The 25,295-nt window shown below is 70.9% G+C and carries 24 protein-coding genes; 14 read left to right on the forward strand and 10 right to left on the reverse strand.

Translation table 11 applies throughout. The annotated features are described in order from the left end of the window. Positions 1-4 precede the first annotated feature (4 nt). Positions 5-1,174 (reverse strand): 5-(carboxyamino)imidazole ribonucleotide synthase, encoded by a 1,170-nt coding sequence (locus tag GVV77_RS01445; protein ID WP_159615687.1) that lies wholly within the window; start codon positions 1,172-1,174, stop codon positions 5-7. A 219-nt stretch (positions 1,175-1,393) separates the two neighbouring features. On the opposite strand from GVV77_RS01445, the gene GVV77_RS01450 reads away from it, so the two are divergent. Then, positions 1,394-1,951 carry a GtrA family protein gene (locus GVV77_RS01450; protein WP_159615689.1) on the forward strand — a complete coding sequence of 186 codons (558 nt, stop codon included), beginning with the start codon at positions 1,394-1,396 and terminating at the stop codon, positions 1,949-1,951. Positions 1,952-1,977: 26 nt separating this feature from the next. On the opposite strand, the gene GVV77_RS01455 is transcribed toward GVV77_RS01450, so the two are convergent. Further along, positions 1,978-2,742, reverse strand: a complete 765-nt coding sequence (locus GVV77_RS01455; RefSeq protein ID WP_159615691.1) for a TIGR03089 family protein — start codon at positions 2,740-2,742, stop codon at positions 1,978-1,980. Positions 2,743-3,062: 320 nt separating this feature from the next. On the opposite strand from GVV77_RS01455, the gene GVV77_RS18245 reads away from it, so the two are divergent. The 3 genes from GVV77_RS18245 to GVV77_RS01470 are packed head-to-tail and all read left to right on the forward strand — an operon-like array spanning position 3,063 to position 9,003. Then, positions 3,063-3,632, forward strand: coding sequence for a WhiB family transcriptional regulator (locus GVV77_RS18245; RefSeq protein WP_159615693.1), 570 nt, complete (start codon positions 3,063-3,065; stop codon positions 3,630-3,632). Positions 3,633-3,634: 2 nt separating this feature from the next. Then, the gene (locus tag GVV77_RS01465) at positions 3,635-7,162 is read left to right on the forward strand and encodes a glycosyltransferase family 2 protein (protein WP_159616153.1); all 3,528 of its coding nucleotides are present in this window, start codon (positions 3,635-3,637) and stop codon (positions 7,160-7,162) included. Continuing rightward, on the forward strand, positions 7,159-9,003 hold the full coding sequence (locus GVV77_RS01470) for a DUF5719 family protein (protein WP_159615695.1): 1,845 nt from the start codon (positions 7,159-7,161) through the stop codon (positions 9,001-9,003). Before GVV77_RS01465 ends, GVV77_RS01470 begins: the two co-directional genes overlap by 4 nt. Before the next feature lie 48 nt (positions 9,004-9,051). Here the strand turns inward: GVV77_RS01470 and GVV77_RS01475 are convergent, their stop codons facing one another. Beyond that, entirely contained in the window at positions 9,052-9,546 is a 495-nt protein-coding gene (locus GVV77_RS01475) for a metallopeptidase family protein (RefSeq protein WP_159615697.1), read from the reverse strand. Positions 9,547-9,648: 102 nt separating this feature from the next. On the opposite strand from GVV77_RS01475, the gene GVV77_RS01480 reads away from it, so the two are divergent. The 4 genes from GVV77_RS01480 to GVV77_RS01495 all read left to right on the forward strand — a co-directional run bounded on the left by GVV77_RS01480 (position 9,649) and on the right by GVV77_RS01495 (position 13,227). After that, entirely contained in the window at positions 9,649-10,032 is a 384-nt protein-coding gene (locus GVV77_RS01480; RefSeq protein ID WP_159615699.1) for a DUF3499 domain-containing protein, read from the forward strand. Positions 10,033-10,116: 84 nt separating this feature from the next. Continuing rightward, the gene (locus tag GVV77_RS01485) at positions 10,117-10,326 is read left to right on the forward strand and encodes a Trm112 family protein (RefSeq protein WP_159615701.1); all 210 of its coding nucleotides are present in this window, start codon (positions 10,117-10,119) and stop codon (positions 10,324-10,326) included. A gap of 8 nt (positions 10,327-10,334) precedes the next feature. Beyond that, on the forward strand, positions 10,335-11,834 hold the full coding sequence (ahcY, locus tag GVV77_RS01490; RefSeq protein ID WP_159615703.1) for an adenosylhomocysteinase: 1,500 nt from the start codon (positions 10,335-10,337) through the stop codon (positions 11,832-11,834). Between the two features lie 112 nt (positions 11,835-11,946). After that, the gene (locus tag GVV77_RS01495; RefSeq protein WP_159615705.1) at positions 11,947-13,227 is read left to right on the forward strand and encodes a L,D-transpeptidase; all 1,281 of its coding nucleotides are present in this window, start codon (positions 11,947-11,949) and stop codon (positions 13,225-13,227) included. 36 nt (positions 13,228-13,263) lie between these two features. Here GVV77_RS01495 and GVV77_RS01500 read toward each other — a convergent pair whose 3' ends face one another. After that, the gene (locus GVV77_RS01500) at positions 13,264-14,067 is read right to left on the reverse strand and encodes an RDD family protein (protein WP_159615707.1); all 804 of its coding nucleotides are present in this window, start codon (positions 14,065-14,067) and stop codon (positions 13,264-13,266) included. Between the two features lie 74 nt (positions 14,068-14,141). Between GVV77_RS01500 and GVV77_RS01505 the strand changes: the two genes are divergently transcribed. From GVV77_RS01505 to GVV77_RS01520, 4 genes are all read left to right on the forward strand, one after another. Continuing rightward, positions 14,142-15,134 carry a stage II sporulation protein M gene (locus GVV77_RS01505; protein WP_159615709.1) on the forward strand — a complete coding sequence of 331 codons (993 nt, stop codon included), beginning with the start codon at positions 14,142-14,144 and terminating at the stop codon, positions 15,132-15,134. Positions 15,135-15,665: 531 nt separating this feature from the next. Next, positions 15,666-16,805, forward strand: coding sequence for a TIGR01906 family membrane protein (locus GVV77_RS01510; protein WP_246199564.1), 1,140 nt, complete (start codon positions 15,666-15,668; stop codon positions 16,803-16,805). 172 nt (positions 16,806-16,977) lie between these two features. Then, the gene (locus GVV77_RS01515) at positions 16,978-17,394 is read left to right on the forward strand and encodes a VOC family protein (protein ID WP_159615711.1); all 417 of its coding nucleotides are present in this window, start codon (positions 16,978-16,980) and stop codon (positions 17,392-17,394) included. A gap of 2 nt (positions 17,395-17,396) precedes the next feature. After that, complete coding sequence (locus tag GVV77_RS01520; protein ID WP_159615713.1) at positions 17,397-17,759, forward strand: VOC family protein; 363 nt, start codon at positions 17,397-17,399, stop codon at positions 17,757-17,759. 146 nt (positions 17,760-17,905) lie between these two features. On the opposite strand, the gene GVV77_RS01525 is transcribed toward GVV77_RS01520, so the two are convergent. From GVV77_RS01525 to GVV77_RS01550, 6 genes are all read right to left on the reverse strand, one after another. Further along, positions 17,906-18,220: a DUF6510 family protein gene (locus GVV77_RS01525; protein ID WP_201291394.1), complete on the reverse strand. Its 315-nt coding sequence runs from the start codon at positions 18,218-18,220 to the stop codon at positions 17,906-17,908. Continuing rightward, the gene (locus GVV77_RS01530) at positions 18,217-18,948 is read right to left on the reverse strand and encodes an FAD-binding oxidoreductase (RefSeq protein ID WP_201291393.1); all 732 of its coding nucleotides are present in this window, start codon (positions 18,946-18,948) and stop codon (positions 18,217-18,219) included. Before GVV77_RS01530 ends, GVV77_RS01525 begins: the two co-directional genes overlap by 4 nt. Further along, a complete protein-coding gene (locus tag GVV77_RS01535) occupies positions 18,945-19,538 on the reverse strand; it encodes a sulfite oxidase-like oxidoreductase (RefSeq protein WP_159615715.1) in 594 nt (197 codons plus the stop codon). The genes GVV77_RS01530 and GVV77_RS01535 overlap by 4 nt, the downstream gene beginning before the upstream one ends. Positions 19,539-19,836: 298 nt before the next feature. Then, a complete protein-coding gene (locus tag GVV77_RS01540; protein WP_159615717.1) occupies positions 19,837-20,478 on the reverse strand; it encodes a phosphoribosyltransferase in 642 nt (213 codons plus the stop codon). A gap of 122 nt (positions 20,479-20,600) precedes the next feature. Then, positions 20,601-22,229, reverse strand: a complete 1,629-nt coding sequence (locus GVV77_RS01545) for a dolichyl-phosphate-mannose--protein mannosyltransferase (RefSeq protein WP_159615719.1) — start codon at positions 22,227-22,229, stop codon at positions 20,601-20,603. Between the two features lie 43 nt (positions 22,230-22,272). Continuing rightward, a complete protein-coding gene (locus GVV77_RS01550; RefSeq protein WP_159615722.1) occupies positions 22,273-23,184 on the reverse strand; it encodes a cation diffusion facilitator family transporter in 912 nt (303 codons plus the stop codon). Positions 23,185-23,355: 171 nt separating this feature from the next. Between GVV77_RS01550 and GVV77_RS01555 the strand changes: the two genes are divergently transcribed. Continuing rightward, positions 23,356-24,126, forward strand: coding sequence for a pullulanase X25 domain-containing protein (locus GVV77_RS01555; protein WP_425483324.1), 771 nt, complete (start codon positions 23,356-23,358; stop codon positions 24,124-24,126). Between the two features lie 185 nt (positions 24,127-24,311). After that, a complete protein-coding gene (rsmI, locus tag GVV77_RS01560) occupies positions 24,312-25,133 on the forward strand; it encodes a 16S rRNA (cytidine(1402)-2'-O)-methyltransferase (protein WP_281350564.1) in 822 nt (273 codons plus the stop codon). The last annotated feature ends 162 nt before the right edge of the window (positions 25,134-25,295 follow it).

The raw sequence follows: 25,295 nt of genomic DNA on the forward strand, positions 1-25,295 counted from the left end.
ATCACTATTTTTCCTTCCAGGAATCGGTGCCGTCGCGCAGGGTCGCAGCGGTCCTGCCGGCCCGGGCCCGGACCGTCTGGAGGTCCTCACCCGCCGCGGCAACGACGTTCACGTGGCCGATCTTGCGGCCGGGGCGCACCTCTTTGCCGTAGAAGTGCACTTTAGCCGACGGCTCCGCGGCGAGGGCCTCGGCGTAGGCACCGAAGATGTCGGTGTTGGCCCCGCCCAGGTAGTTCTTCATGACCACGACCGGTCCGGTCGGGGAGGTGTCCCCGAGCGGAAGGTCGAGGACGGCGCGCAGGTGCTGTTCGAACTGCCCGGTGACCGAGCCGTCCATTGTCCAGTGCCCGGAGTTATGGGGGCGCATCGCCAGTTCATTGATCAGGAAGCCAGAAGGGGAAGCGGGCGTTTCGAAGAGTTCAACGGCCATCACGCCGGTCACCTCCAGCGCCTCGGCGAGCCGCAGCGCCGCCTCGGTGGCGGCGGCCGCCACCGACGGGTCGAGCCCCTGCGCCGGTGCGATGACCTCGTCGCAGACGCTGGCGACCTGGATCGAGTGCACGACGGGCCAGGCCCGGGTCCGGCCCGACGGCGTGCGGGCCACGAGGACCGACAGTTCGCGCTCGAACGGCACGAACTGCTCCGCGAGGAGGTCGCCCGCCCCGAACCAGTCGGCGGCCCGGTGGAGGTCCGCGGGCGTGTCCAGGACGAGGACGCCCTTGCCGTCGTAACCGCCGCGGGGGGTTTTCAGGACCACGGGCCAGCCGGCTGTGCGGCCGAAGGCCTCAAGGGCGCCGAGGTCGGCGACGGGGGCCCAGCGCGGGTTGGGCAGGCCAAGGTCCTCGACTGCGCGGCGCATCCGCAGCTTGTCCTGGGCATGGGCGAGGGCCGAGGGGCGCGGCTGCACATTGATGCCTTCGGCGGTGAGCTGCTCCAGCAGCTCCCCGGGCACATGCTCGTGGTCGAAGGTCAGCACGTCGACCCCTGCGGCGAACGCGCGCAGCGCCTGGAGATCGGTGTAGTCGCCAACGGTTGACGAGGCGACGGCGGCCACGGCCGACACGCCCGGCCCCTCCGCCAGGACCCTCAATTCGAGGCCGAGCTCAATTGCCGGCCCTGCCATCATGCGGGCCAGCTGGCCGCCGCCCACTACGCCAATTACGGGAAAAGTCACTATCTCAGGGTACCTACCAGCGCAGCCATCGCGGGGATGCGGGGGGCCGGACGGAGCCGAAGAGGTAGGAAACGCACAGGTTCGGCCCGTAAGATGATGGCTCGTACGCCACGCGCCGGCGCGGAGCGGGACACCGCCCGGTGTTCCGCCGGGCCGCCCGCAGTGGCGGGCCCGACGCTCTGCGGTGGACGGTAATTACCCTTGGACCGCGGAGGTCACATGTCAGCAGTTACGGAACGCATCCGGGGCCTCGTCTCCCTCTTCTGGCGGGAACTCGCCAAATTCGGGGCCGTCGGTGGCGTGGCGTTTGTCATAGACAACGGGCTGTTCTGGTGGCTGATCCACGGCCCGATGGCCGGCAGCGAGGTCAAGGCCCGCCTGGTGTCCGCCTCCGTTGCGACTCTCTTCGCCTGGGTCGCCAACCGCTACTGGACGTTCCGCCACCGCAGGCAGCCCAACGCGCTCCGCGAATTCTCGATGTTCGTCCTGATCAACGTGATCGGAATGGGCATCGCCGCCGGCTGCGTGTGGCTCGCCAAGTACCCCTTCGGAATTCTCGATCCCAACGTGCTGTTCCTTGCCGGCGTTGCGGGCACGGTGCTCGCGACCGCGGTGCGTTTCGTGGCCTACCGGTTCTGGGTCTTCAACGCCGAACTCGATGCGGACCCGAACTTCAGCCAGGACCACGAACTCCTACACGTCCACACCGGGACCCTGCCCGAGGCCGGGGCCGCCGGAAACGTTCGCGTCGGCACCGGAGATCCGGACCCGAAGTAGCCCGTTCCCGGTGCTCCCCTCCGGTCTCAGCCGGCGTCCGCGGCGAAGGCCGCCCGGGCGCCCACGCGTTCGCCGTCGAGCAGGCTCTGCGTGAGCGGAACCTCCGGATGGACGACGACGAGGGTCCCGTCGACGCTCCAGACCGCGAGGGCCGCAGCCAGGGCCCGGGGCAGGGAAGTGTCCGCTCCCAGGAGCACGACGCCGGAAGGCTCAGGCACCGCCGCATAGAGCCGGCTCAGGCCGGCGACGGTCAGGGGACCCGCCGGCCCGGCGCTGTCCGCTCCGGCACCGTCGAACAGGACGGTGGAGGGGTCCTGCGCCACGGCGTCCGCGAAATAATCGCCGTAGGAACGCACCTCGGCGGCGTAGTCGACCGCCCCCGCGGGCAGCGGGGCGGGCCAGCCCAGGGCCAGCGCGCCAAGGGCGACGGCAACCTGTACCGCCGGCGGGGCCACCTCCCGCTCGGCCGAGGTCACCACAAGGTCCGCGCCCGACCCCGGGCCGGGGTCGGTTCCCGGCGGAGCGGATGCGGGGACCAGGACGGCCCCCACCTGCCAGCAGGCCAGCGCCCACACCAGGGACTTCCAGTGAACCGGCAGGTCGAGCTCAACGCGCATGCCGGCCTCGGCGTCGAGTTCCTCAACGAGGAGGTTCGCCGTTTTTGCGACCCAGTTGTCGAACACCCTGCCCGACAGTTCGATGCGGCCGTCGGGGCCGTACCAGACGAGGCGCGGAGAGGTCGCTTCCCGCAGGCGGGAGAGGACGGCCGTGGGAAGGGGGTGCTGGTCCATGGGTATTTCTCCGAGGGTGGGGACGGGGGACGCCGCGATTAGAGGCATGTGCGCTTCCCAGCATAGAATTGATAGGACGTGCGCACCCCGGGGAGGGCAGTTCCGGCATCCCGGTCCCTTCCAAGTAGTGCGGCGGGTAATTCGAGTAGGTTTTCCCGCGTGGCGTTCGCCCGCGAATGGAATTTTGCTCTGTAAAATTGCCGCCCCCGCTTGACTCCTGTGTATTACACCCTTGTAATTAGGTATCGGATTTTTTCCAGCACCCCGGCGCGAGCGTCGACCGGGATGAGGCTGGGATGGGGACACCGGGAGGGCTGACTATGGGGAATCCAGAACGCGTCGAGGACCAACGCCACATCGCAGCGCATGCTTCGGCGCGCTACGGTTCGCGGGGGGTGCCCGACGACTGGTTCCTTGACCCCGCCGACCCCGGTGCGGCCGAGCGGTACCGCGAGGATACGCGCAGTTCCCTCGAGGACCAGGCCACCGCCTTCCTGGCGGCTCATGAAGCACTGACCGGCCTGCCGGAAGTGGAGCAGGGCCCGAGCAGCCTCCTCGTCCTGCCCGGCCGCTCCGACGAGGCCTGGAGCGCGCAGGCACCGGCCCAGGGCGAGCGGAAGGCCCAGCCCGAGTGGCCCGGCCTGCCGCCGGCCGGCGGTTACGACGACGGCGAACTCGGCTGGCAGTCGGATGCGCTGTGCGCCCAGACCGACCCCGAGGCCTTTTTCCCCGAGAAGGGCGGCTCCACCCGGGATGCCAAGAAGGTCTGCGGTGCCTGCATGGTCCGCTCGGAATGCCTCGAGTACGCGCTTGAGAACGACGAACGCTTCGGCATCTGGGGCGGACTCTCGGAGCGCGAGCGGCGCCGGTTGCGGAAGCGAGCAGTCTGATTCTGCTTGACCTCCGCGTTACGGCCGTCGTCGTAGCCCACAACGGCGCCCGCTATCTTTCCACCACCCTTGAGGCCCTCGCCGGGCAAACCCGCCCGGTCGACTTCTGTGTCGGCGTTGACACCGGTTCCACCGACGACTCGGCGTCGACCCTCCAGCTCGGTCTTCCCGTCGGCGCGCCGGTGGTGGGTTCCCCGGCGCGGGCCGGATTCGGTGCCGCCGTCCGGACGGCCGTTGCGCAGATTTCCCCGCGGAAGGCCGCCGCCGAGGGCTCGGAGAACCAGGACTGGCTCTGGTTGCTGCATGACGACTCGGCACCCGGGCCCACGGCGCTCGAGGAGCTGCTCCTGGCCGTCGAGCGCGCACCCTCGGTGACGGTCGCCGGGACCAAGCAGGTTCACTGGGACAATCCGCGGGAACTCCTCGACGTCGGGCTCTCCATCAGCCGGTGGGCAGAGCGGCTCACCCTCATCGACGTCGACGAGCACGACCAGGGTCAGTACGACGCCCGCAGCGACATCTTCGCGGTGAACTCCGCCGGGATGCTGATCCGCAGGGACGTCTGGGATGCCCTGGGCGGGTTCGATCCGGCACTGCCAGGCGTGGGCGACGACATCGACTTCTGCTGGCGCAACCGCCTCGCCGGACACCGCGTGGTCGTGGTGCCGGCCGCCGTGCTGCACCATGCCTCCTCCCGCGGGACCGGGCCGGTCGGCAGCCGGGCCGCCCGCCGGGCTGAGGTTTTCCTTCGGCTCAAGCACGCCCCGCTGTGGCAGGTGCCCTTCCTCGCCGTCGGCGCGGTGCTCGGTGGCTTCAGCCGGCTGCTGCTTGGACTGCTCGCCAAGGATCCCGCCCACGGGACGGGGCAGCTCCTGGCAAGCCTCGCTGCGGCGCTTCGTCCGGTGGTCCTGGCCCGGTCCCGGCGCAGCGCACGACGGACCCGGCGGCTGCCACGGGGCGTCGTGCGGCCGCTGCTCACTCCGCGCCGCGAGGTCTGGGCGCACCGCCGGTCCGTCCTTGAGGCGTTCACCGCCCGTGGGGCGGTTGCCGGCGGAGGCGGCATGGGAGCCGTTCCCGAGCAGGACGTCCCGGCCGGTGACAGCAACGACGATTTCGCGGCGCTGGCGGCGCCGGGCCGGGCCTGGGTCGGGGCGGGGGCACTTGCCGCCGCGGCCGTGCTGCTCGGTGTTTCACTGGTGGCCCTGCGCGGCTGGATCGGTGCCCCGTCCTTGGCTGGGGGAGCGCTGCTGCCCCTTGCGACCACGCCGGGGGAGATCTGGGAGAAAGCCTCGGCCTGGTGGGTGCCACTGGGCTCCGGGGCGCCCGGGCACGGCAGCCCCTTCTCCTACCTGCTCTGGGCGCTCTCGGCGCTCGGGCTGGGAAACCCCAATGCGGCGCTCGTCACTCTCCACCTGCTCGCGCTGCCGCTGGCCGGGCTCGCCGCCTGGTTTGCCGCGGGCGCGCTCACCCGCTCGCCGGGGCTGCGCCTGTGGGCGGCGTTCTTCTGGGCTGCGGTGCCGGCCCTGCAGGTCGCGCTCGACAGCGGCAGGCTCGGCGCCCTGCTTGCCCACCTCCTGCTGCCGCTCGTGCTCCTGGGCCTGGTCCGTGCCGTCGGCGCCGCCGCCTCCGTCCCGTCCGCAACGGGTGAGGTCCGGTTGCGGCCCGGCACGAACGGGGTGCCCAGCTGGACCGCCGCAGCAGCGGCCGGCCTCGCCCTGGCCGCAGCCACCTCAGCGGCGCCATCACTGCTGCCCGCCGCCGTCCTCGGCCTCGCCGCAGCATGCCTGATCCTGCGCCGGAGGGCCCGGACCCTCTGGTGGTCGCTGCTTCCTCCCCTCGTCCTGGCCCTCCCGGTCGCCATCTCCACGGGGCTCGAGCCCCGGGGCATCCTCGGCGACCCGGGAGTGCCGCTTCAGTTCTCCGCTGCCGCGCCCTGGCAGCAGGTGCTCGGCTACCCGGTGTCCTTTGACGCCCTCGCCGCCCCGGCCGGCATCCCGGCCGCCGGACCGTGGGCACTGGCCGCCGCCCTCGTCGTAGGAGCGCCGGTCGTGCTGCTCGCCGCCGGTGCGCTGGTCTCCGGGCGCATCCGGCCGGTGGCGCTGTCCGCGTGGGCCGTCGCCCTCCTGGTGCTGGCCTGCAGCGCGGCCTCGGCCTACCTGCCGGTCGCGGCGGGCCCGACCTCCCTCATCCCGCCGTTCCCCGGCCCCCTGGTCTCGGCCTTCAGCCTGGCCGTGCTCGCCGCCGCGCTTCTGGGCGCCGACCGCTTCGCCGCCCGGACGTCGTCCGCCGGAGCGGTCCGGCGCGGGGTCCGGCCGCTGCTTGCGGGGGGTGCGGTCATGCTGGCCCTCGGTCCGGCAGTCAGCCTTGGACTGTGGACCCTTCCCCAGGTGCTTGCGGCGCCGGCCTCCGGCATGGCGGCACCCGCTTCCGGGGGGCAGTCCCCTGCAGGGAACGGGACTGAGGGGAATAGGACTGCGGACACCGTTCCAGACGGCACGGCAGCCCCCGGCACCCGGTTCGGAGCCGACCTCCAGGTCTCACCCAGCCCGGCCCGGACCCTGCCGGCGACCGCCGCCGACCGCGGCAACGGACCGGACCGCACCCGCACCCTGGTGCTCCAACGAACGGAGGAGGGCGCCATCGACGCCGCCCTGGTCCGCGGGGGCGGCACCACCCTCGATGCGCTGTCCCCGCTGTACGCTGCCCGCGCCGTCCAGGGGCCTCCGGGCCGGGCGGCCGTGCGCGGCGACGACGATGCGACGGCAGCACTTCGGACCACCGTCGCGGTGATCACGGGAGGAACCGGCATCGACCCGCGGGAGGACCTTCGCGCCCTCGGCGTCGGCTATGTCGTGCTCCAGCAGAGCGGAACGGCGGCGGAACTGCTGGCCGGGCAGCTGAACTCCGTCCCGGGGCTGGCCGCAGTCGGCAATACACCCTCCGGCTGGCTCTGGCGGGTGGTGCCGCCGGCAACATCGGCCGGCGTCGAGGACGCCGGAGCGCAGACCGCGCGGGTGCGCATCCTCGATGCCTCCGGCAGCGCCGAGGCACTCGTTCCCTCCGGCCCGCTCAGCGTCGACGCCGATATCCCGTCCGGGTCCGAGGGCCGCACCCTGGTGCTCGCGGAACGGGCGGATCCGGGCTGGAAGGCTACCCTCAACGGGCGGGCCCTGGACAGCCAGTCGACCGGATGGGCCCAGGCCTTCGCGCTGCCCGCTGCCGGCGGTGAGCTCGAGGTGAGGTTCCTCAGCCCCTGGCAGCCGTGGGTCGAGGCCGGCCAGGCCGCGGTCCTGCTCATCACGCTGCTGCTCGCGCTTCCACTTCCGACCGGTCTGAAGCTGGCGCGCGTGCCCGCGGCGGTGCGTCCGGAGCGGGGGCGGCCCGCAGCTCCGACGGCACCCCGAAGCGGGCACACACCGGAGGAGCCCATGCGGCACGGGTCGGGGTCCCTGAAGGCGGACGCCGGAAGGGGCCAGCACGGGACCGGTCCCGGTCTCGTGGGATCCAACTCTGGAAAGACGGAAGCATGAGCGGCGGCACCGACAGGGGAACCGGGAACGGACGCACCGAGGGCGGGAGCCCCGGACAGCCCGCCCTCCAGGAGGGACTTCCGCAGGAGGAAACCCCCCAGGCGGGAGGAAAGCGGGAGGACGTGCCCCAGGAGGGCACCGCCCAGCGCGCATCGGAACCGGCCGGCACCGACGCTGCTGCAGTGCAGGATCCCGCCCCCGATCCGGCGTCCTCTGCAGCGGCGGCCACGCCGGTAGCCGTGAGCCCCCGCCGCCATGGCCTGCACGGGCCGCGGGGTGCCGCGGCCGCGGTGCTGGTGCTCGGAGCCACGGCGGCGCTGGCCACCGGAACCCTGATTCCACGGCCGGCGGCGGACGCCCTCGGCTATGACCTGGCAGAGACGGCCGTGCCCGCCGGAGACTACACGGCGGTCTGCGCAGGACCGCCCCGGCTGCTCGGCGCCGATGCCGGAGGCATCGACCCGGAATTCAGCCCCGTCTCAAAGTCGGCCAAGACCTCCGTCAGTGCCATGGTCCTGGGAGACCTCTCGGGAGCTCTTCCGGGCAGCGCCCTTTCCCCCCTCCGCGGCGGGGACCCGCTGGCGGTGCTCTCGAAGGGACCCTCGGAGGGTGCGGAGGCCGCCCCTCCGGCGAGCAGCGACTCCACCGGGCTGACCAGCCGTACCGCCGGAGTGGCCGGCGGTACGGCCGTCCAGGATACCTCGGTGTTCCGGGCCGAACCGCTCGGCGCGCAGACTCCGGTGGCCGGCGCCATGTTCAGCTACACCGCCAGGGACGGCGACCTGCGCGGGCTTGCCGCCGCCCCCTGCCAGGCGCCCTCGAATGACCTGTGGATCCTCGGGGCCGACACCACCGTCGGCTCAACCTCGGTGCTCCTCCTGTCCAACCCCACCTCGACCCCGGCGACCGTCGACCTCGAACTGACCGGCGCCGAGGGGCCGTTGAAGACCGCCGGCGGCACCGGGCTGCTCGTGCCGCCCGGCCAGACCCGCCAGCTGGTCCTGGGCGGGCTCGCGGCCGACCAGGAGCAGCTCGCGGTGCGGGTGCGCAGTACCGGCGGCCGGATCACCGCCTATATCCAGCAGAGCGAGCTGCGGGGGCTCACCCCCGGCGGGGTGGAACTGCTGACACCGACCGCCGGTCCCGCGGACACCCAGGTCCTTCCCGGTGTGTCCATCCAGGACGCCGCCACCGCCCGGCGCATCCGGGAGCAGGAGGGGTACGAAGGGGCCGCCCCGGCCCTGCAGGTACTGGTGCCGGGAACCAGCGACGCCGTCCTCGATGTGGTGGTCCTCGGCCCCGACGGAGAGCGGGCCCTCGACGACGGCGGCGTCGTCACGGCCCGGGCGGGAGCGTTGACGACGCTGCCGCTCGATGAGCTGCCCGAGGGGAACTACACCGTCGCCGTCAGCGCCGATGTTCCGGTCTCGGCGGCCGTGCGGGTCAGCAGGGGGACAGGCCCGGGCAAACCCGTCGATCAGGGCCTTGCCGTTGCCGCGGCGCGGATCGGCGGAGATTCGAGTGTCGTCTTCGCCGACGGCACTGACGCCTCGCTGGTCTTCGGTTCGCCGTCCGGCCGCTCGGAGGTGAGCGTGACCGGTATCCGGGCCGACGGGACCCTGGGCACCCCGAAAATCTTCAACCTCGCCGGCGGCACCTCGGTGGCCGTGCCTGCCTCGGAACTGATGGTGGGCGCCGCCGCGGCGGTCATCAGCGCCACGGGGGATCCCGTGTACGGCGCGCAGGTCAACACCCTCGCCGGTGCCGCCGGCATCGCGGTGAGTGCCGTGCCACCCGGAGCCACGGGACGCGAGAGCATCCCGGTCATCCTCGGCTACTGAGCCCCGACGCAGCGGCAGCCGGCAGCCGGCGCGGGAAAGTGCGGCCGGTCAGGCCTGGGAGCGCCCGTAGGCCGGGTCAACGGCCTCCGGCGCCATGCCGAGCAGCTCAGCGGCCTGCTCGACGACGACATCGTGCACCAGTTCGTTGACCGGCATCACGCCCTTGGCCGCCATCTCCACCGGGTGGCGGTACACGGTGATTGCCGCCGGACGACCGGGGGCGGCCGGGGTCGCGGAGCCGAGCAGGTCCCGTATCTTCTCCCGGGTCAGGTCCTCGAGCCCGTCGGGGATCTCCTGGACGATGATCTGAAGGTCCTGGATCCGCTCGCCCCAGAGCCGCTCAAGGCGCTGGGCCGATTCCATCACCCAGTCGTCGAACCGCTCCGCCCGCGTCCGGAAGCCCGGGAGATGCGACCCGATCAGGTCACCCCGAAGGCCCCTGCCCCGCCGGTTCCTGCGGCGCTCGAAATAGGAACGGCCCCCACGGGGCCCCGCCGCCTCGGCGCCGGAGAGGTTAACCGAAAATGTTGAAGCATCCCGCATGGTAGAACTGTATGCCCATCGCACTCTCGATGCATCCATCGGGCTGCCCGCCGCGGCGGTGCTCCCGGAGTTTGTACCGGGCAGCGGGTAGGCTTGCCGATCGTGGGATCCCTCCGTTCATGCTCTCGTTCCGCGTGCCAGCGCCCTGCCTTCGCCACGCTCACCTACGTCTATGCCGACTCGACGGCCGTGCTCGGGCCGCTGGCGACCTACGCGGAGCCGCACTGCTACGACCTGTGCGCCCAGCACGCCGAAACCCTGACGGTGCCCCGCGGCTGGGAAGTGGTCCACCTGATGCTTCCCTCGACGCCCCCCGGGCCGAACCCCGACGACCTGCTCGCCCTGGCCGATGCTGTCCGCGAGGCCGGCGTCGACCGCGCCCCTGAGCCCGGGCAGGTCTCCCAGCGCTCGAGCAGGACCCCCATCGAGCCGCCCGCCGAAGGCGCCGGACCGCGCCGCGGGCACCTGCGCATCCTCAAGGAATAGGCGCACCCCCGGGTTTCCCGCCTCCACCGGCCCGGCGGTAGGCTGGAGGAAGGCCTCCACCCCCTCTCCAGAAAGCTCCATCCCATGGCACATCTGTCCAAGCAGCTGCTCGAGGTGCTGCGCTGCCCGGTCACCGGAGCCGCCCTGGTGGAGCAGGACGGCGTCCTGGTCTCCGCTGGGTCCGGCCCCGACGGGCTCCGGCGCACCTACCGCCTTGAGGAGGGCATCCCGGTGCTCCTTGCCTCCGAAGCACATTCAGCGGCATCCGATGCCGCCCATCCCGGCACACGATGAGGAATCCCATGACCTTCGATTACAAGATCGCCGACATCTCCCTCGCCGAGGCCGGCCGGCACCAGATCCGCCTGGCCGAACACGAGATGCCCGGGCTGATGGCGCTGCGCCGCGAGTACGCCGATTCGCAGCCGCTGAAGGGCGCCCGCATCGCCGGATCCCTGCACATGACCGTGCAGACCGCCGTCCTCATCGAGACCCTCACGGCGCTCGGCGCCGAGGTGCGCTGGGCCTCCTGCAACATCTTCTCCACCCAGGACGAGGCGGCGGCCGCCGTCGTCGTGGGGTCCGGAAGCGTGAACGAGCCGGCCGGCGTGCCCGTGTTCGCCTGGAAGAACGAGACGCTCGAGGAATACTGGTGGACCGCGGCCCAGATCCTCACCTGGCCCGGCTCGGCCGAGGGCCTCGGGCCCAACATGATCCTCGATGACGGCGGCGACGCCACCATGCTCGTGCACAAGGGCGCCGAGTTCGAGGCTGCCGGGGCCGTCCCGGCGAACCCGGCCGAAAACGACGTCGACTACTCCCACGAGTACACCGTGTTCCTCGACGTGCTGCGCAGCACCATCGACACCGAGCCCGGTAAGTGGACGGCGATCGCCGCCGGCATTCAGGGCGTCACCGAAGAGACGACGACCGGAGTGCACCGCCTGTACCAGCTGGCGGCGCAGGGCAAGCTGCTGTTCCCGGCGATCAACGTCAACGACTCGGTGACGAAGTCGAAGTTCGACAACAAGTACGGCATCCGGCACTCGCTGCCCGACGGCCTCAACCGCGCCACCGACGTGCTCATCGGCGGCAAGGTCGCCGTCGTGTGCGGATACGGCGACGTCGGCAAGGGCGCGGCCGAGGCCCTGCGCGGCCAGGGTGCGCGCGTGATCGTCACCGAGATCGACCCGATCTGCGCGCTGCAGGCCGCCATGGACGGCTACCAGGTGGCCCGGCTCGAATCGGTGCTGGCCTCCGGTGACATCTTCATCACCACCACCGGCAATAAGGATGTCATCATGGCCTCCCACATGGCGGGCATGAAGCACCAGGCCATCGTCGGGAACATCGGCCACTTCGACAACGAGATCGACATCGCCGGACTCGCGAAGGTTCCCGGGATCACCCGGATCGAGATCAAGCCCCAGGTCCACGAGTGGGTCTTCCCGGAGGACGCCGCCGCGGGCACCGGGGCGCACTCGATCATTATGCTCTCCGAGGGGCGCCTGCTGAACCTCGGCAACGCCACCGGCCATCCGTCGTTCGTCATGAGCAACTCCTTCGCCAACCAGACCATCGCGCAGATCGAACTGTTCACCAAGGTGGGGCGCGAGGACGCCGCGGGCGTGCCAGCCTACGACAAGCAGGTCTACGTGCTGCCGAAGATCCTCGACGAGAAGGTCGCCCGGCTGCACCTTGGCGCGCTCGGCGTCGAACTGACCGAGCTGACGAAGGCCCAGGCCGAATACCTCGACCTCGACGCAGCGGGCCCGTACAAGACCGACCAGTACCGGTACTGAGGCTGCCGGCACGCCGATCGTTGGCGGTTCGTAACCGTTCCTGCGCGGCGCGGTGGGTCCCGGCACGTAAAATCGCACTTCGGCAGCATTCTTTAAGGAACGGGTTGGGCGTATGACGCAGTCAGCTGGGCAGGGCGGATCGGGCCGGCGCGCAGGGAAGGCCGTGGCGATCGCCGTCGCCGGCCTCCTCGTCGCCGGCGGGGGGATCGGACTGGCGGTCGCCTCGCCCTGGGACGGTTCCCCCAGCGAGGCCGGTCCTGGCCCGTCCGCGCCGGCCGGACCGAGCTCCACCCCGGCCGCGCCCGCACCGACCACCGCGCCCCCGGCGCGGGACGTCACGGTGAACGCGGTTCCGGCCGACGGCGCCGCTGCCGTCAATCCGGTGACCGTGGCTGAGGTCCGCGCACAAAACGGCAGAATCTCCGACGTCACCCTGGAACCGGTCACCGGCGGTGCCCCGGTCAGCGGGACCCTCTCGGCGGACGGCACGAAGTGGACCGCGGGGGAGCGGCTGGCGTTCAACACCCAGTACGCGTTCACCTACACGGTGAGCGACGCCTCCGGAGGCACGACGACGCGCGAGCAGCGGTTCTCCACCGTCGAACCGGCCAACGAGGCCGACGCCGCCCTGTACCCACTCGACGGGACTACCGTGGGCACCGGCCAGCCCCTGGAGATCAACTTCAGCGAGCCGGTGGTCAACAAGGACGCCGTCGAGAAGGCCATCAAGGTCACGAGCACCAGCGGGCAGCCCGGCGCGTTCTACTGGCTTACCGACACCACGGTGCGCTACCGGCCCCAGGAGTTCTGGGCACCCAACAGCACCATCACGGTGGACATGAAACTGTTCGGTGTCGACTTCGGCAACGCCATGATCGGAAACTTCGACCGGACGTTCACCGTGAAGACCCACGACACCCGCCTCGCGGTCGTCGATGACAAGACCAAGACCATGAACATCTATATCGGCGGCAAGCTGCAGCGCACCTTCCCGGTCACCCTCGGCACCCCGGAATGGCCCTCCACCGTGGGCTACCACGTGGTGATGGAGAAGTACGAGTCGACGAAGTTCACGGCGGAGTCCATCGGGCTCAAGCCCGGCGACGAAGCCTACTACCCGCCGACGGTGGTCAAGCACGCCAGCCGGCTGAGCAACGGCGGGGCCTTCGTCCACGAGGCGCTGCCCGCCGCTCAGGTGGCCCTCGGCTCGCTCAACGTCTCCCATGGCTGCGTTGGAATGTCCCCGGAAGGGGCGAAGTACTTCTACGACAACTTCGGCCCCGGCGACGTGGTGCAGATCCTCAACACCAACTACGGCCCGATGTACGTCCACGACGGTTTCGGTGACTGGAACCTGTCCTGGGAGGACTACGTGAACGGGACCCGGCAGTAGCGCCTGTCCGCCCCTCCGGCCCGCCGCGCCGGTCGGCTACCGGCTGAAGGGAAGCCGGTGCAGCCGTTCAGCCGTCGAACCGACGGCCTCCTTCTGCCGGAGCATGCGGGAATAGTCCCGCCCGCGGCGGGTGGCGGCCACCGCGGCCAGGAAGTCCTCCGGATGGGTGCCCCGCGGCGGGGCCGGCGCGACGGCGGCGCCGACCTCACGGGCCAGCTCGACGGCGAGGGCCGCCCTTGACTGCGGGGTGAGGCGGGGTGCCTGCGCCAAGAACTGGGAGACCCGGCGGGCCAGCGGATCGGGAAGCCGCCCGATATCCGCGGTCGACGCCCAGACCTGGAGGTGGTGCGGCACCTCCGGGACAGCGCGGGGCTTCACGACCACCCGCTCACGCAGAGCGTACGTCCCGGCCAGCAGGTCCCCGAGCCGCTTCGAGCGTTCGTTGAACAGCGCCACGACGAAGGCGAGCGAGCCGACCAGCAGGTAGATCTCAAGCACCGCGAGCATGCCGCGGATGAACGCGTGCCGGAACCGGATGGCGCCGCCGTCGTCGCGAACGATCCGCAGCCCGAGCATCACCCGGCCCAGGGACTTGCCGCGGGTGAGGGTCTCGATAGTGACCGGCAGGATCAGGAACACCAGGATGACCAGCACCAGCGTCAGGGCCCGGGTCAGTGCCGGATCCAGGATCCCGTCGAGGGTGCTCCCCACCAGGAAGATAATTCCGAGGAACACCACGATCTGGGCGACGAAGTCGATGATCGAGCTGAGGGCGCGGGCCGCGAACCCGGCCGAGCGCAGTTCGAGGACCACGGCCTCGCCGGTCACCACTGAATCCACTGACGTTCCCCCTTCGCGTTCCCGGCTGTCCGGGCTCCACCCTATCCTCCACCCCGCGCTATATGGTGGGCTGCATGGACGTCGACGCCTTCAGTGCAGTGCACCGCCCCGACTGGGAGCGGCTCGATGAACTGGTGCGGCGCCGCCGCCTCACCGGCGCGGAGGCGGACGAGCTGCTGGTGCTGTATCAGCGCGTGTCGACCCACCTGTCGATGATCCGTTCCATCGCCCCCGAAGGTGAACTGTCGGGCGCCCTGTCGATGCGCCTGTCGCGGGCGCGGACCCGCTTCAGCGGCGCCCGCTCCCACTTCCTCGAAGATGTCGCGCTGTTCTTCGTCGTCTCGCTCCCCGCCGCGTTCTACCGGGTGCGCTGGCTCACCGTCGTCGTGGGGGTGCTGTTCACCGCCGTCGCCTGGGCGTACGGGGCGTGGGTGGTGAACACGCCGGGGGTGATCGCGGCCCTCGGTACGGACGAGGACCTGCGCCGGTTCGTCGAGGAGGACTTCATCGACTACTACTCGGAGAACCCGGCGGCGTCCTTCGCCGGCCTGGTGTGGACCAACAACGCCTGGATCGCCCTCCAGGCGGTCGCCTTCGGGGTCACCGGGATCTGGCCACCGATCATCCTGTACCAGAACGCTCAGTCCGTCGGTCTGGTCGGCGGGATGATGGCCGCCTTCGACAAGCTCGACGTGTTCTTCCTCTACATCCTTCCCCACGGGCTCATGGAGGTGACGGCCATCTTCATCGCCACGGCTGCGGGCCTGAGGATCTTCTGGGCGTGGGTGTCGCCGGGACGGCGGACCCGGGTGGCCGCGCTGTCCGAGGAGGGGCGGTCCCTGATCACGGTCGCCCTCGGACTCGTCCTCGTCCTGTTCGTCTCGGGCCTCGTCGAAGGCTTCGTCACTCCCAGCGGGCTGCCGCACTGGGCGCGGCTGGGGATCGGTCTCCTCGTCCTCGCCGCGTACTGGGCGTACACCCTGATCCTCGGCCGGCGCGCCGTCCGGGCCGGGGCCACCGGAGATCTTGCAGCCCTTGACCGGGGAGGGGCGGCGCGCACGGCGTAAGGAACGCCGTGCGGGGCTTCCCTTCCGGGTGCACGGGGGTGCGGCCCGGTAGTCTCGAAGGGGAAAGCCGCGACGCGGCGGAGTAAGGCAAAACAAGGAGACATCCCAGTGGCTGAGACCGACGGAACCGGCACCGAGCAGGACCACCAGGGGCGCGCCCCGGAGTCCGCCCCGGCTCCCATCGCCCAGCGCAACTCGCTGCCCATGCGCAGGGCAAGCACCATGCCCGATGTGTCCAGGTATGTCCCCGCCGGGGCATCCGACGGCGAGTGGCACGGCTCCCCGGCGGCGTCGACCGGGGGAGCCGGAACGCCCGGGCACGCATCGGAGCCTACGGGGTCGACGTCGGTGCGTGAACCGGCGCCGCCGGCACCGGAGTCCGGCCTCGAAGGGTCTGAACCGGGCAGGGACTCTGACCCGGTAAGGGATTCCGGGCCAGCGACGGGCTCTGAACCAGCCGTGGACTCTGCACCAGTCAGGGACACTGAACCAGCCGTGGACTCTGCACCAGTCAGGGACACTGAACCAGCCGTGGACTCTGAACCAGTCAGGGACACTGAACCAGCGACGGACCCTGAACCAGCCACCGCCGCGCTGCCGGTCAGCGATGCCCCGCCGCAGGAAACGGCGTCGGGCGCGACCGGCGCGGACACGTCCGCCGGCACCCCCACCACCGGGACCTCAGCCGAGGCCTCCGCTGCCACCGCCTCCGCCGTTGGGGCCACCGCCGCCGGTTCCTCCGCCGCCGGGGCCTCCGCCGTCGGTGCCTCCGCCGCCGGTGCCTCCGCGGGGGAGGCCGGAGGGGCACGGACCCCGCGTGGGGGGAATGATGCGCGCCGGGAGCCGGAGAACGAACCGGATTCCGACACCGGGGCACTGCTGCTGCGCCCGTCCGAGCAGGAAGTCCGGCGGCGCGCCCTCGAACGGGAACACGCCGTGGCCGCCAAGCCAGCCCTCGCACGGTTCCTGCAGGTGGTTGTCGCCGTGATCTTCCCGATCGTGGTGCTGGCCGGCGCGGTCCGGGCCGTCACCTCCTCCTTCTTCCTCTGGGTCGAATACCACCGCCCGGGCTTTCCCGCCGACGAGTTCGGGTTCTCCACCCAGGACCGCCTGACCTATGGGTCCTACGCGCTCGACTACGTCCTCAACTTCGCTCCTGCCCGCTACCTGGGCGGGCTGGTCAACCCCGGCGGCCAGCAGTTGTTCCTCGACAGCGAGGTCAGCCACATGGCGGACGTGAAAGCCGTACTCCAGCTGTCCTTCGCCGCCGCGTTCGTGCTGCTGCTGATCGCAATCGCGGCCTGTGCCTACCTTGCCCGCCGGTACAAGGGTGGAATCCGCAGGGCGCTGTTCTCGGGCGCCGTGCTGACCCTGGTCCTCATCGTGGTCCTTGCCGTGTCGGCGGTACTGGCCTGGGAGGTCTTCTTCACCTCGGTCCACGCGGTGTTCTTCGCCGACGGTACCTGGACCTTCCGGGTGGACGACACCCTGATCCGGCTCTTCCCCGAGCAGTTCTGGACCGACGCGGCCGCCACCGTGGGCTTCCTCGTGCTCGCGGCGACGCTGCTGACCCTGGTGCTCACCTGGCCCACCCGGAGGCGCCGGGAGCGGTCGCAGGCCGCCCAGGACGAGCTGCAGGCCCGGCACCGCGCCGCACTGTCCGGCTCCTAGGCACCCGCGTCCGCCGGGTCCCGCCGCCAGGCAGGGGCCCGCGGAAATCTCCTTCCGACCTACCGCACCGCCGTCCCGGGGCCCATAATCGGTGCTGTACCACGGAGCAGCACACCGCTTCGAACCGCCAAGCAGCACCGCCGAGCAGCACCGACCTTGAGGAGGAAGCGCGATGACCACACGCCTTAACCCATATCTGGGGTTCCGCGATACGGCCAGGGAGGCGATGGAGTTCTACCATTCGGTCTTCGGCGGTGAGCTCACCCTGAGCACCTTCGGCGACTTCCAGGCCAGCGAGGACCCGGCGGAGCAGGACAAGATCATGCACGGAATGCTTGAGACCGAGGGCGGCTTGGTGCTGATGGGGGCCGACACTCCGAACAGCATGGATTACACCGTGGGCACCAATTACTCGGTCTCGCTGAGCGGCGCCGACGAGGCCGAACTGCGCGGGTACTGGGACAAGCTCATCGACGGCGGCACGGTGACGCTGCCGCTCGAACGGGCACCCTGGGGCGACAGCTTCGGCATGTGTAGCGACAGGTTCGGGGTGAGCTGGCTGGTCAATATCGGCGCGCCGGAATCCTGAGGATGGCAAGCCGCATCGCCGTCGTCGCTATTGACGCCGCCGATCCGCGGGCCGTCGCCGCCTTCTGGACGGCGGCTCTCGGCTGGCAGGTGACCGGGGAGGACGAGGGCATCATCAGCATCGCCTCCGCGGACGGCCGGGAGCCGGGCATCGACGTCGTTGCGGTGCCCGAGCCGAAGACCGGAAAGAACCGCCTCCACTTGGACCTGCGGGCCGATGGCTCCCCGGCTGCGGAGGTGGAGCGGCTCCTCGGGCTGGGCGCGCGCCGGATCGACATCGGCCAGCCGGCAGACGCGTCCTGGACGGTCCTTGCCGATCCGGAGGGGAACGAGTTCTGCGTGCTGTCCGGACCCGGCGGAGAGTAGACCCGGTACGGACCCGCCGCCCTCGGGCACGGGCGGCGGGCCCGCGGGACCATTCGTCATGCCGGGCCGCGCGCCGGCCGTCTTCGAAACTCCCGGCGCCCCGGCCCGGTCCCCGCAGCGGGTCCCGCCGGTCAGGTCTCCGCCGGTCAGTCCCGCTGGATGCTCAGGTAGCTCAACCCCCGCAGATCAAGGACTGTCCGGCCCCCCGCCTCGGTCAGCCGCAGCAGAACCGATCCGCACCCCCTGCACCGGGCGGTCATCCCCGGAGCGTGCGCATAGACGCGGGTCGTGGCCAGCACGCCCGTCATCCCGCAGTTCTCGCACCGGCCCTCGGCCAGGGTGAGATCCCCTGCGGAGAATTCGGAGAGCGGTCCCGCCAGGGCGTTTCCATCGAGGCAGTCCTGCCCGTCGGCTTCCGCTCCGGTGCCGCCGGCCAACCCATCATCGAGTCCAAGGCTCATGATCCGTCTCCTGTTCCGCCGTAGCGTTCCGTCTTGATGCGGCCTTCCGGGTACCCGGCCTCCACGAGCCAGGCCGCCACCGTTTCCACGAAGCCCGTGGCGCCGCAGATGAACACGGCCGGGTCTGCCGCGGGCGGCAGGATCCGTGACATCAGCGTGGCGGAGGAGAGCCGCCCCACGGGCTCCCCGGCGGGCGCCTCCCGGGTATAGATGTACTCAACCGGCAGGGGCGGTGAGGAGGCCTCGAGCTTTTCGAGTTCCCCGCGGTAGATAATGCTCGAGGGCCCACGGACCGAATAGAGGAGCTGCATCGGCACAGTACTGGCTGCAGCGCGGTGGGAGCGCACCATGGCCATCAGGGGCACCACCCCGGAACCTCCGCCGATGAGCTGCACCGGGGAGGTGTCCGAGGGCTGCCACACGAACCAGCCGCCGACTGGCCCCCGCATCTCCACCTGGTCGCCCACCGTCAGGTCACGCACGAGGTATGGGGAGACCTCGCCGTCCTCCAACTCCTCAACGGTGATTTCAAGGCCGGTCGGCGGCAGCGTCCCGGCCACCGAGTACGACCGCACGGCGGTGTACCCGTCGGGGGCCGTGAGCCGGATATCGACGTGCTGGCCCCCGATGCTGCTGACCGGTTCGGGGAACTGGAGGGCGATGGTCCGCGCGGTGGCCGTCTCGAACCGGGCCTCGGCGACGTCGGCGGTCCTCCAGGTGCGGCTCACCAGTACCGTTCCTCGAGCCAGGGATCGCCGTGGAGGTTGTAGCCGTTGGTCTCCCAGAAGCCCGGGTCGTTGCGCTCCATCATCCTCAGTCCCCGGACCCACTTCGCGCTCTTCCAGAAGTAGAGGTGGGGGACGAGCAGCCGTGCGGGGCCGCCGTGGGCGGGCGCGAGATCCTCGCCGTCGAACTGGTGGACGATCCACGCCTTGCCGTTGAGGATGTCCTCCATCGGCAGGTTCGTGGTGTAGCCGCCGTAGCTGGAGAACATCGTGTAGGGGTGGGAGGTGTCAACATCCTGGAAGAAGGTGTCGAGGGACACTCCCTTCCAGCGCGTGCCGAACTTCGACCAGCTGGTCACGCAGTGGATGTCGACGGTGAATTCCTCCTGCGGCAGGTTCTGGAACTCGTCCCAGGACCAGGAGTGCGCCTGCCCGGTCTCGGTTGTGAGCTGGAACTCCCACTCCGCGGTGTCGATCCTCGGCGTCGGGCCGGCGGAGAGGACAGGGAAGCTTTCGGTCAGGTACTGCCCGGGCGGCAGGCCGGGCTGGTCCTTGTTCCTGCGCCCCCGAAACCCTGATGAGATGATGCCCATGTGTTCCTCCAATCGGATGCGGAGCCCTGCCGTCGGAACGGACAGGCCTGCCCCTCGGGGAGCCCTGAACGCGTCGCCGAGCGGTAGGGGTTGCGCCTCGTGGCCCGTTCTATCACTTCGCTGGGGCAATGGAAAGAACAAGTCCCTTCCGTGTCAGCGTCAACCGGCGCGGCCGGCGCACCCGACGACGGGCGGACCGGGACGACGCGTGCATCCGAAAGCGACTAGCACACCCGAATGCGACCGGCGCGGCAGAAAAAGCGGGCCGGTTTGTCGCAATGGGACGTCTTCGGGGGGCTCAGTCCGGCCGGCCGGCGGCCGCGGCGTTGAGCAGGGAGATGACCTCGGCCTCCTCCACGGGGGAGAAATCGCCGTAGTGCTCGCCCACGGACCGGAAGCGGTGGGGGACGGCGAGGAACACGTGGGCGTCGGCCTCGGGGATGCGGGCGGCCGCATCGAACGGCGCGACCGGCGCCGCGAGGATGACCCGGGCGGCGTTGAGGCCCCGCACCACCCTGCACGCCACCCGGGCGGTGGCGCCCGTGGCGACGCCGTCGTCGACCACTACGGCCGTGCGGCCGGTGAGGTCGATGCGCGCGCGTCCCCGCCGCAGCAGGGCCGTGCGTGCCTGGAGGACGGATCGTTCCCTTTCCTCGACGGCCCGCAGCTGCTCGTCGCTCACGCGGGCGCGCTGGATCACGCGTTCCTCAAGGACGCGGGTGCCGTCTTCGCCGATCGCGCCCATCGCCAGTTCGGGCTGGGAGGGCACTCCCAGCTTGCGCACCACCACCACATCCAGCGGCACCCGCAGGGCCGCTGCGACCTCCGCCGCCACGGGCACCCCACCCCGGGGCAGGCCGAGGACCACCACCGGGCCCGAAAGATCGGCCAGCCGCCCGGCGAGCTGCCGTCCCGCATCGATCCGGTCCCGAAAGAGCATTCGTCCCACCCCCGCCCGTCGTCCCCCTGCCCGGCCCGGTTCTTGTGCCGGTGTGCCGGTGTGCCGCACCGCTGCCGGCCCTTACAGTATCCGCCGGCGCGCGCCGCCCGGGGAGTGCGGGCTCAGATCCAGCGCGGAAACCACATGCGCTGCCGCCACTGCTCGTAGGGAACAACGTCGGCGGTCCAGATCGGCAGGAAGTAGGCGGAGACCAGGACCGCGGCAGCAAGGAACGCGCCGACGAGCAGGACGCCGACGCGCCGGCGCCGCAGGGTGTCCGACGGGCCGCCCAGCACCAGGCCCAGGCAATAGACCAGGGCGAGGATGAGGAAGGGTTCGAAGGCGACGGCGTAGAAGTAGAACATGGTGCGCTCGGGGTAGAGGAACCACGGCAGGTAGCCCGCGGCGGCGCCCACAAGAACCGCTGCGGCCCGCCAGTCCCTGCTGCGGATCCACACCGCCAGCAGGATGAGCAGGGCGAGCGACGAACTCCACCAGATCAGCGGATTGCCCAGCACCGTGACCGCCTGCGAGCACGCCTCCGCGCCGCAGCCGGCCGGCTTTTCATAGAAGAAGGAGGTGGGGCGGCCGAGGATCAGCCACAGTCCCGCATGGGCCTCATACGGGTGGTCCGAGGCCAGGCCCTGGTGGAAGGTGTAGGCGCTGCGGTGGTATTCGGCCAGCGATCTCAGGGCAGGGGGCACCCAGTCCCACTGCGCGGACGGGTTGGCTGCGGCCCACTGGCGGTCGTAGGCGTCCCGGGAGGCGAACCACCCGGACCAGGTGACGAGGTAGGTCAGCGCGGCCAGCGGCACGATCGAGGCAAACGCCTGCAGGCCGTCCTTCAGCACGGCCCCGCTGGCCCACCGCCGGATCCCGGCGACGCGCCGGGCACCGAGGTCCCACGCCACGGTGAGGAGGCCGAACGCGGCGATGTAGGGAAGGGCCGACCACTTCGTCCCGAGGGCCAGCCCCAGGCAGATCCCGGCCGCGATGCGCCAGGGGCGGAGGCCGAGCCACGGGCCAAACCGCAGGTGGGCGGCGGACGGCGGGCCGCCGGTGCCGCCGGCCACGGCCGCCAGCCGTCGAGCCAGGCGCCTCCGGCCCTGCTCCCGGTCCAGCAGCAGCGCGGCGAAGGCCAGCAGCAGCCAGAACATCAGGAAGATGTCAAGGAGTGATGTGCGCGAGTGCACCAGGTGGTGGCCGTCGACGGCGAGGAGCAGCCCGGCCGCCGCCCCCAGGACAGGAGAGCCCAGGAGACGCCCGGCGACGAAGGCCAGCAGGAGGATCGAGAGGGTTCCGACCAGCGCCGCCGAGAAACGCCACCCGAAGGGATTGCCGGGGCCGAAGAGCAGCAGGCCTCCGGCGATCATCCACTTTCCCAGCGGCGGGTGCACCACATAGTCGGCGGTCGGAAGGATTACCGACGGATCGCCGGCATTGAAGGAATCGTTGGCCTCCTCGGGCCACTCCCGTTCATAGCCGGAAAGCAGCAGCGAGTAGGCGTCCTTGACGTAGTAGGTCTCGTCGAAGACCAGGCTGCCCGGCTCGCCGAGGCGGACGAAGCGCAGCACTCCGCCCAGGACGGCGATGACCACCGGCAGCAGCCAGGCCAGCACACCGCCAGGCGCCTGCGCACCGAGGAGCCGGGCCAGCAGCGCCTGCTCGGTGAAGGCCGCCCGGGCGGAGGCCACCCACCTGCGCGATCCCGGCAGGGACTTCCCGGGTTCCAGGACGGCGGCGTGGCTCACCCTGTCATGCTACCGGGGCGCATCGTTTCCGCCGGGCGCTCTCCTAGTGGGCGAGACCCTCTTCGTGGAGGCGGTGGCTCGCGGGTTCGATCTGGAAGGTGCTGTGCTCGATGCTGAGATCGAAGTGCTGCCCGACGCACACCTGCAGCTGGTCGAGCACCTTGTGCGCGTTGCCGCTGGTATAGCACTCGTCCTCCACCACCACGTGGGCGGTCAGGACGGGCAGGCCCGTGGCGATCTGCGTGATGTGGAGGTCGTGGACGTCGGTGACGAAGGCAAGGTTCGAAATATGGGAGCGCACGGCGTCCGGGTCGATGCCCGCAGGCGTCGATTCGAGCAACACGCTGACCGTCTGGCGCAGCAGACGAATGGTGCGGGGAACGATCAGGGCCCCGATCAGCAGGGCCACCAGCGCATCGGCGCGCACCCAGCCGGTCAGGGTGATGATGACGGCGGCAATGATCACGGCCACCGACCCCAGCGCGTCGTTGAGCACCTCGAGGAAGGCGGCACGGAGGTTGAAGTTCGCAGAGCGGTGGCGTGCCAGCACGGCCAGCGCCGCGATATTGCCCGCCAGACCGATGACGCCGAAGACGATCAGTTCGGGCCCGGCGACGGGGGTCGGCTCGATGAGCCGGCGTACGCCCTCGATGAGCACGTAGAGCCCGACGGCGAGGAGCAGGCCGGCCTGGGCCATGGCCGCGACAACCTCCGCCCGGCGGAAGCCCCAGGTGCGCCGTGCGGTGGCCGGCCGCAGGGCCAGGGTGGCCGCCGCCAGTGCGAGGGAGAGCCCGGCGGCGTCGGTGAAGACGTGGGCCGAGTCGAAGAGCAGGGCGAGGCTGCCCGTCAGGGCGGCGCCGATGACCTGGAGAATAAAGACTGCCACCGTGATTGCCAGCGCGGCGGCGAGCGGCCCGCGGTGCGTGGAGTCGTGTCCGTGGTGGTGGTTCCCCATGCGCCAAGGGTACCGTGCCCAGCACGCGGCAGAGGAACCCGCGACGGGGAAAGTCGGCCGCCTGCTTACCTATTGGACCGATGCCGCGGACGTCACTTAGCGTTGACACTGACGGAATGCGGCACCGGCTCCGCGTTGCCGGGTGTAAAGACGAACCCATGGAGGGCGATTGTGAAGACGAAGGCGCAGGACGGCACGACCCAGAGGCTGAAGGCCGTACTCGATGTCCTTGCCGACCGGGCGCAGGGTGCCGCCGGGGGCCCCGGCTCCGCCGTGCTGGCCGAGGCCATCGCCCGCGTGCCCCTGAACGAGCGTGAAAGCGAACTGCTCAGCGGCGGCGTCCCGCGGGGATTCAAGACCCTGACGACGGCCTCGGCGAAGCTCGTCAAGGCGGGCTGGATGGTCAAGGGCCGCAGCGGCTGGACCATCACTGAGGAGGGGCTCCGGGCGACGGTTGCCTTCCCCGACGAGGAATCCTTCGCCTCGGCACTGGCCGCCGGCACGCCCGTGCCCGCGGACACCCCGCTTCCCGCGGCCTCCGCACCTGCAGACGGCGCGGACGGCGCAGCGGAGGATGCCGGCGAGGGCGCCCCGGCGGAGGCTGAAAGCGGAGGGCACACCTCCGCGGCGGAGCAGCATGCCGGGCAGCCGGCGGCCGTCGCCATCGCCGGTAACTTCGGCTCCCACCTCGGTGCCGCCGAGGACTGGGCCCCGCACTTCGATGAGGTGCAGATGGTGTTCGATCAGGAAGAGTCGGTCTGGAAGATCACCACCGACCTTCCGGCGGGTGCGTACTCCTACAAGGTGGCCATCGACCGCTCCTGGGTGGAGAACTACGGGGCCTTCGGCGTCCGGGACGGTTCCGACCACGAACTGCACCACCCCGGTGGTCAGGTCACCTTCCGCTACGACCATGCCACGAAGGACGTCAGCACCACCTGAGCTCCGGTCACCTCGGCGGCGGGGCCGGGCCGCAGCGCAGGGGCTACCCTTGAGTAGTGAATAATCCCGCAGGAAATGCCCCGGCACCCGGCCCCGACGACGCCGCAGGGCCGGGGGCGGACACCGCCCGCCCGGCCTTCGCCGCCTACCGGGGAACCACGGGCGACGGCGGAACCCACGGCCGCGTGGTGCTGGCGGGAACCCCGATCGGCAATATGGGTGATGCGACCGAACGGCTCGTCGGGCTGCTGGCCAGCGCCGATGTGGTTGCCGCCGAAGACACTCGCCGGCTCCACCGGCTGGTGCAGGCGCTCGAGGTCACGGTGGGCGGGAAGATCGTGAGCTACCACGAGCACAACGAGGCCACCCGCACCGCCGAACTGCTCGAGGACGTGCGCTCCGGGGCGACCCTCCTGATGGTCACCGACGCCGGCATGCCGTCGGTGTCCGACCCCGGCTACCGCCTAGTGGAGGCCGCCGTGGCCGAAGGGATCGCGGTCACCGCAGCTCCGGGACCCTCGGCCGTGCTCACGGCACTGGCGCTCTCCGGGCTTCCCACCGACCGGTTCTGCTTCGAGGGTTTCCTTCCGCGCAAGGCCGGCGAACGGTCGACCCGGCTCGCCGAGCTGGCCGCCGAGCGCCGCACCATGGTCTTCTTCGAGGCGCCGCACCGCCTCGAGGCGATGCTGCGGTCCCTGCGCTCGGCCTTCGGTGGTGACCGGCCGGCCGCGGTGGCCCGCGAACTGACAAAGGTGCACGAGCAGGTCCTCCGCGGGTCCCTGCTGGAGCTCCTCGAATGGGCGCAGGACGGCGAGGTCCGCGGGGAGATCGCCGTCGTCGTCGGCGGGGCCCCCGCCGCACCGCCCTCCCGCCCGGAGGATCACGTGGCGGCAGTGCACGAACTGGTGGGGAACGGACTGCGCCTCAAGGAGGCAGTGGCGGCCGTCGCCGAGGACGCCCGCGTCAGCAAGCGCGAGCTCTACGCCGCTGTCATCGCCTCCCGGTAGCTTCGGGGGCCCGCGCCGCCCGGATCGGCGGGTTGTGCATCTGAACAACACCTCCGGTATGCGGTGGTGCAGCGGAGTATGGACAGGCCCGGGCGCGCGGCGCTACCGTGAGCGGGAATCCGGGCCGCGTCCGCCGCAGCTCCAGTGCCGCTTCCACCGCCC

Origin of the sequence: Arthrobacter zhaoguopingii (assembly GCF_009828605.1) — a bacterium.
Classification (GTDB): Bacteria; Actinomycetota; Actinomycetes; order Actinomycetales; family Micrococcaceae; genus Arthrobacter_D; species Arthrobacter_D zhaoguopingii.

Excerpts from the sequence above, each read along its gene's own strand:
- GVV77_RS01540 (WP_159615717.1), bottom strand. The coding sequence starts at position 20,478 with ATGCTCTTTCGGGACCGGATCGATGCGGGACGGCAGCTCGCCGGGCGG.
- GVV77_RS01520 (WP_159615713.1), top strand. The coding sequence starts at position 17,397 with ATGGCAAGCCGCATCGCCGTCGTCGCTATTGACGCCGCCGATCCGCGG.
- GVV77_RS01505 (WP_159615709.1), top strand. The coding sequence starts at position 14,142 with ATGGACGTCGACGCCTTCAGTGCAGTGCACCGCCCCGACTGGGAGCGG.
- GVV77_RS01455 (WP_159615691.1), bottom strand. The coding sequence starts at position 2,742 with ATGGACCAGCACCCCCTTCCCACGGCCGTCCTCTCCCGCCTGCGGGAA.
- GVV77_RS01450 (WP_159615689.1), top strand. The coding sequence starts at position 1,394 with ATGTCAGCAGTTACGGAACGCATCCGGGGCCTCGTCTCCCTCTTCTGG.
- GVV77_RS01550 (WP_159615722.1), bottom strand. The coding sequence starts at position 23,184 with ATGGGGAACCACCACCACGGACACGACTCCACGCACCGCGGGCCGCTC.
- GVV77_RS01525 (WP_201291394.1), bottom strand. The coding sequence starts at position 18,220 with ATGAGCCTTGGACTCGATGATGGGTTGGCCGGCGGCACCGGAGCGGAA.
- GVV77_RS01495 (WP_159615705.1), top strand. The coding sequence starts at position 11,947 with ATGACGCAGTCAGCTGGGCAGGGCGGATCGGGCCGGCGCGCAGGGAAG.
- GVV77_RS01470 (WP_159615695.1), top strand. The coding sequence starts at position 7,159 with ATGAGCGGCGGCACCGACAGGGGAACCGGGAACGGACGCACCGAGGGC.
- ahcY (WP_159615703.1), top strand. The coding sequence starts at position 10,335 with ATGACCTTCGATTACAAGATCGCCGACATCTCCCTCGCCGAGGCCGGC.
- GVV77_RS01475 (WP_159615697.1), bottom strand. The coding sequence starts at position 9,546 with ATGCGGGATGCTTCAACATTTTCGGTTAACCTCTCCGGCGCCGAGGCG.
- GVV77_RS18245 (WP_159615693.1), top strand. The coding sequence starts at position 3,063 with ATGGGGAATCCAGAACGCGTCGAGGACCAACGCCACATCGCAGCGCAT.
- GVV77_RS01485 (WP_159615701.1), top strand. The coding sequence starts at position 10,117 with ATGGCACATCTGTCCAAGCAGCTGCTCGAGGTGCTGCGCTGCCCGGTC.
- GVV77_RS01515 (WP_159615711.1), top strand. The coding sequence starts at position 16,978 with ATGACCACACGCCTTAACCCATATCTGGGGTTCCGCGATACGGCCAGG.
- GVV77_RS01535 (WP_159615715.1), bottom strand. The coding sequence starts at position 19,538 with ATGGGCATCATCTCATCAGGGTTTCGGGGGCGCAGGAACAAGGACCAG.